Source organism: Flavobacterium sp. (assembly GCF_044338735.1).
GTDB lineage: Bacteria > Bacteroidota > Bacteroidia > Flavobacteriales > Flavobacteriaceae > Flavobacterium.
Window position 1 is genome coordinate 1 of sequence record NZ_JBIIWV010000132.1, and the last position, 5,755, is coordinate 5,755.

At 30.9% G+C, this 5,755-nt stretch carries 6 protein-coding genes; 1 reads left to right on the top strand and 5 read right to left on the bottom strand.

The features are described from left to right. The 5 genes from ACIQZC_RS08475 to ACIQZC_RS08495 all read right to left on the bottom strand — a co-directional run. Window positions 1-376 (bottom strand): DUF5777 family beta-barrel protein (locus ACIQZC_RS08475; RefSeq protein ID WP_396138798.1); only part of this gene is annotated, 376 nt, incomplete at its 3' end. A gap of 1 nt (window position 377) precedes the next feature. Next, window positions 378-773 carry a hypothetical protein gene (locus tag ACIQZC_RS08480; RefSeq protein WP_396138799.1) on the bottom strand — a complete coding sequence of 132 codons (396 nt, stop codon included), beginning with the start codon at window positions 771-773 and terminating at the stop codon, window positions 378-380. Between the two features lie 44 nt (window positions 774-817). Continuing rightward, window positions 818-1,600, bottom strand: coding sequence for a T9SS type A sorting domain-containing protein (locus ACIQZC_RS08485; protein ID WP_396138800.1), 783 nt, complete (start codon window positions 1,598-1,600; stop codon window positions 818-820). 7 nt (window positions 1,601-1,607) lie between these two features. Then, the gene (locus ACIQZC_RS08490; protein WP_396138801.1) at window positions 1,608-2,120 is read right to left on the bottom strand and encodes an ankyrin repeat domain-containing protein; all 513 of its coding nucleotides are present in this window, start codon (window positions 2,118-2,120) and stop codon (window positions 1,608-1,610) included. Window positions 2,121-2,224: 104 nt separating this feature from the next. Beyond that, window positions 2,225-4,414 (bottom strand): B12-binding domain-containing radical SAM protein, encoded by a 2,190-nt coding sequence (locus ACIQZC_RS08495; RefSeq protein ID WP_396138803.1) that lies wholly within the window; start codon window positions 4,412-4,414, stop codon window positions 2,225-2,227. 106 nt (window positions 4,415-4,520) lie between these two features. On the opposite strand from ACIQZC_RS08495, the gene bshC reads away from it, so the two are divergent. Beyond that, window positions 4,521-5,755: bacillithiol biosynthesis cysteine-adding enzyme BshC (gene bshC, locus ACIQZC_RS08500; protein ID WP_396138802.1), on the top strand; the 1,235-nt coding region annotated here is incomplete at its 3' end.

The window sequence follows — 5,755 nt, forward strand, 5'->3', positions numbered from 1 at the left end:
CTTGATTAGCAAACTTATATTTAGCAGATAATTCATAATTTTTATTCAAGGTATGACGAGAAACTCCTAATGTCAACCACTCAGTAATCCCATATAAACCACCTATCTTAGTTAGAGCATTATCTAAACCGAAGAAATTTTGTAAACCATCAGTTAAGTCTCCAAATCTATGTGATACCAAGAAATACCATTCTCCTTTTGCAGCTAGTTTAGTAGATTGCATCGAGCAAATTTGCAACCCTTTAAAAACTGCAATTTCCTTTTCTTTTTTAACTGGATTTACTGAATCCAATTCATTTAGTAATTCATCTTGCGCATTGGAAATTCCAAAACAAAAGATGAAAAATAAAATAAAACTACTTTTAAAAAACCTCATCCTATATTGAATCATTAATAATTATACATTGATCTAATTTTAGTTCTTCTAAAAGATCGTCAAAACCTGTTACCCGACCTTTTATAACTATCGAAGTATTTAAAACTACTTTTTCATTTGTCTTTAAAAGACAAGATATTTTTCCATCTAAAGTGACTAAATTATTTTCGTAAGCCGAAACTTTTCCTGAAATCTCTATTGCCTTATTTAAATATTTTGTAGTGGATAGTTCAGGATTACTTAAAAATTCATCATAAATAGTTGAGGAAGAAACTACAAACGCTGAATTTTCAGTTTCTAAATTTCTTTCCCCACCAGTCATGATATATTTATATCCAAAATATCCTCCAATGATACAAACAATTACTAGAATAATTAATTTTTTCATTTTACTCATAATATGTTGAAATCTTAGAATTTAAATCCTTTTAAATTTGTAGCTTATTCAACTATTATTTTCTTCCAAGATTTTTCTGAATCGTTTAGCAATTCTATAAAGTAAATCCCAGAAGTTAGTCCGTTAACTTTTACTTCTGCTTCATTAGAATTATTTATAACTTCAATAGTTTTAACTAAAGCTCCTGTTTGGCTGTATATATTTACCTTATTCAAAATAGTTTTCGTACTTATTGAAAATTCACCATTCGAAGGATTTGGAAAAATAACAGAAGAATTTAAAGAAAAATCTTCTGCACCTAAAGTCAAGGTTCCTGTGGCATAACCGGCACTTGCGCTCCCTCCATGGGCACCTACAGTCATATTATTGGCAGAAGAAGCTCTCACACCACCAATAGAAATAGAATTTGTAGCAGCATAAGGAAATTGAAAATCATTAGGATCTGAATTTGTTAAAGCCCTAGTCAATGTTAAAGTTCTTGAAGTTCCACTTATAATATCTGAAACAGTAGTCCAATCTTGCGTGTCTTGAGGAGGAGTACCTGTTCCAGAAAAATTTCTATCTGTTAATGCGTTTGGACTTGTATTAGCATAAACCAATACATCACCACTTGCCATTCCAAATCCTTGTGCAATTCCAATTCCAAGCCCAAACCATCTATCAGATGGACCAGTAAGAATTAACGTAACTTGTGAAGTAGTATTATTTAATGTAAAATTTGCAGTAATGGGCACTCCATTATTAAGAGATATAGCTCCTGTAGATTTTGATTGAGATATTCCCTTAAAGGAAAAAAGAGCAAATAATAAAATAGTAATTTTTTTCATAGTTAATTTATTTTAGCAAGTTTATAATTTCTTCGTATTTAAATTCAATTGCATACTCAAAAGCCGTTTTATTTTGGTTGCATTTTAGCTCTTTATTAGCGTTTTCTTTTATTAATTTTTTAACCATTTCTGAATTATTAAATTGAACAGCCAACATCAATGCTGTCATTCCATTTTGATCTTTTAAATCTATGTTTGCTCCATTAAGAAGCAATTTATCAACCAATTCAAATTCACCTTTTACAACGCAAGCCATCAATGCAGTTCCATTTTTTGAAACATAATTTACATCAACATTGTTTTCTAATAAAAATTTAGCTACATCTTTATTGCCTCGATAACAAGCTAATATAAGCATACTCGAACCCTTATCATCAACGGCATTAATTACACTTTTATCTTTGGCTAAAAGTGATTTCATTTCAGACAAATTTCCTTTTCTAGCAACATCAAAACAGTTAATATCTTGAGAAAAAACAGTATTTACTGATACAATTAATAAAAAAAGGATTTTTTGCATTTTTTTTCAAATATAGTACTTTTAATTTATTAATTGTTTTTTTTAAATTATAAATTATAAATAAAGAAATAAACAATTAGTTTTTATAATTCAAGGATCAAATATTAGAGTATAAGAAGTTGGGTTTTTAATAAAGTAATAATAGGCTTTGAAAACCAAAACAACTCAAAATCATCAAACTGTTTTTCAAAATCGGCTTTTATTTGTGCAAAAGTAAATTTATTATCTGAATGAACTGAAACTTGCTCTAAAATGGCTACCAACCATTTTCCTTCCTCTGCATTTACTGAAATGTCAAACGTTTGGGTTTTGTTGTGAAAGGTTAATTTCATCATTTCCCAACTAGCTCCTTTTTTTGATTTGGTAAAAAATTCCACTTGAGGATTTCCTCCTAACCAAATAATTTTTGCATTGGGTTTCGTGGTGAAATTTTGTTCTTTTTCAAGACAATTATATATAAAATCGGGTGGGATTTTTGTTTTCGGAATTTTAAAATCGAACCAATCCTGTAAATCATAATCAAAGCAAATGCCATGCATGTAGTTGAATAACGATTTTTTTAATCCGAAACTAAATTTATCGTGATTGATTCCTGTTTTGTCTTTAAAATTGATGTCGTTATTAGCAAAAGTAATGGTATTTTGTTCTGGAATTACGCCAAATTCTTCAGGAAACATTCCTACTGGTGAGTGTGCAGTCATGGCAAATTGATGCCAAAAACCACTTTGTATAACACCTAATTCAAACAACTGCCGAACCATTTCTAAACTATCCACTGTTTCTTGAATCGTTTGTGTGGGATAACCGTACATTAAATAAGCATGAACCATAATACCTGATTCGGTGAAATTACGGGTAACTTGAGCCACTTGTTCCACCGTTACCCCTTTTTTGATGAGTTCTAAAAGTCGGTCCGAAGCCACTTCTAATCCGCCTGAAACCGCTATACAACCTGATTCTTTCAATAACAAACATAAATCAGCGGTAAAACTTTTTTCAAATCGAATGTTTGTCCACCAAGTAACCACTAATTTTCGCTTGATGATTTCCAAAGCCACCTCTCGCATTAAAGCTGGAGGTGCCGCTTCATCAACAAAATGGAAACCGTTTTCACCCGTTTGAGCGATTAATTCTTCCATTCGGTCGACTAAAATCTTGGCAGCGATAGGTTCGTAAAGCTTAATATAATCTAGAGAAATATCACAAAACGTGCATTTGCCCCAATAACATCCGTGAGCCATGGTGAGTTTGTTCCAACGACCATCACTCCATAAACTGTGCATTGGATTGGCAATTTCAATAACCGAAATATATTTATCCAATAATAAATCGGAGTAATCAGGTGTTCCCACTTCACTTTGTTTGTAATCCGATTTGGTTGCATTATTTTTATAAACGACTAAATTATTTTCTAGAAGAAAAGTGCGTTTAGCCTCCCCTAAAATCTCCGAAGGCTTGGAATTAAAAACATGATTAATCAATAATTCCAGAGGAAGTTCCCCATCATCTAATGTAATAAAATCGAAGAACTCAAAAACTCTTTCGTCTTTTAATTCACGCAATTCGGTATTTGGAAAACCTCCTCCCATTGCAATTTTTATGGTAGTATAATTATTTTTTATAAATTGTGCACTACGAAAAGCACTGTATAAATTTCCGGGAAAAGGTACCGAAAAACAAATCAATTTTGGTTGAACTTCCTCAATTCTTTTGTTTAGAATTTTAAGGGTAATTTCATCAATAAAGGTTAGCTCCTTTTGTAAATATTCATAAAGTTCATCAAACGAATTAGCACTTCTACCCAATCTTTCGGCATAGCGACTGAATCCAAAATTTTCATCCACACATTCCACGATATAATCGGACAAATCTTCTAAGTATAACGTGGCTAAATGTTTGGCTTTGTCTTGCAAACCCATTGAACCAAAAGCATATTCCATATCATCTAATTGAGCAAAACGAGACGCTTCTGGAAGAAAATTTCCAGAACAAATTTGGCGAGCTAATGACGGATTTTTACCTTGAAGAAAAGCAATAACTACGTCAATCGTTTTGATGTAATTGTCTTTTAGGGAATAAATTCTCTGGATGTTAGGTGATGGATGATGGGTGATGGATGAAAAAATCTGTGTTAACCCCTCTTTCGAAAACAGTTCTAAAATCACTTCAATACCTAAATCAATTTGGAACGCCGAAATGCTTTTGGTATTCAAAAAACCTTTGATATATGCCGAAGCTGGATACGGTGTATTCAGTTGGGTAAAAGGCGGAGTGATGATAAGAATGTCTTTCAATGAAATTAATTTTAGCAAAAATAAGGCTTTTTATTAAAACTATATCTTTAGTAAAAATGATTATTAAATGAGAAATTTAGTATTTTAGCACAAAATAATATTTAGAATGCCAAACGATTGTGTTACCTATCAAAATTCGGGATATTTTTCTAAACTTATCACAGATTATTTAGACGAAAAATCTGAATTGCAATCGCTGTATAATCGTTTTCCAAAAATTGAGCATTTTCAAGGTCAAATCGACGAAAAAAACAATAATTATCCGTTTGAAAATCGGCAAATTTTAGTTTCGGCATTAGAAAAACAATATGAAAATTTTGAAATTTCAGAGTATACTTCACAAAATATTCAGCTTTTAAAACAATCAAACACATTTACGATTACCACAGGTCATCAACTTAATTTGTTTACTGGACCTTTGTATTTTTTATATAAAATTGTTTCCACCATTAATTTGTGTAAAGATTTAAAATTAAAATTTCCTGCTCAAAATTTTGTCCCTATTTATTGGATGGCAACCGAAGATCATGATTTTGAAGAGATAAATTATTTCAATTTCAAAGGGAAAAAATATAGTTGGAATAAAGAAAGTAAGGGAGCTGTGGGACGTTTTGAAACTAAAGGATTGGATGCGGTTTATGCCTCTTTTTCTGAAGAAATTGGAACCGGAAATAACGCAAATTTCTTACTCGATTTATTTAAAAAATCCTATTTAGAACATCAAAATTTAGCCGAAGCAACACGTTTTTTAGCAAATGAGTTATTTAAAAATGAAGGGTTAGTGATTATTGATGGTGATTCAATTGAATTAAAAAAGCTTTTTGTTCCTTATGTAAAAAGAGAATTGGTCGAACAAACTTCTTATCAAAAAGTAACAGAAACACTTCCAAAACTATCTGATTATACCATTCAAGTTAATCCTAGAGAAATCAACTTGTTTTATCTTCAAGATCAATTGCGAGAGCGCATTATTTTTGAAAATGGAAATTACAAAATTAATAACACTTCATTAGTTTTTTCTGAAAGTGAAATTATAACCGAATTAGAAAAAAATCCAGAGAATTTTAGTCCAAATGTGATTTTACGTCCGCTTTATCAAGAAGCAATATTGCCTAATCTTTGTTACATTGGTGGTGGTGGTGAAATTGCCTATTGGTTAGAATTACAATCTAATTTTGAAGCAAATAATGTTACTTTTCCAATGTTATTAGTGCGAAATTCAGTGCTTTTAGCTACCGAAAAACAAGTAATGAAATTAGATAAATTAGGATTAAGTTGGAATGAAATTTTTATGTCACAAGAATTACTTTCCAATAAAAAAGCGAAAGAGTTTTCCAACTT

Bases quoted from the DNA above. Each gene is read 5' to 3' on its own strand.
- ACIQZC_RS08480 (WP_396138799.1), bottom strand. From the start codon at position 773: ATGAGTAAAATGAAAAAATTAATTATTCTAGTAATTGTTTGTATCATT.
- ACIQZC_RS08485 (WP_396138800.1), bottom strand. From the start codon at position 1,600: ATGAAAAAAATTACTATTTTATTATTTGCTCTTTTTTCCTTTAAGGGA.
- ACIQZC_RS08490 (WP_396138801.1), bottom strand. From the start codon at position 2,120: ATGCAAAAAATCCTTTTTTTATTAATTGTATCAGTAAATACTGTTTTT.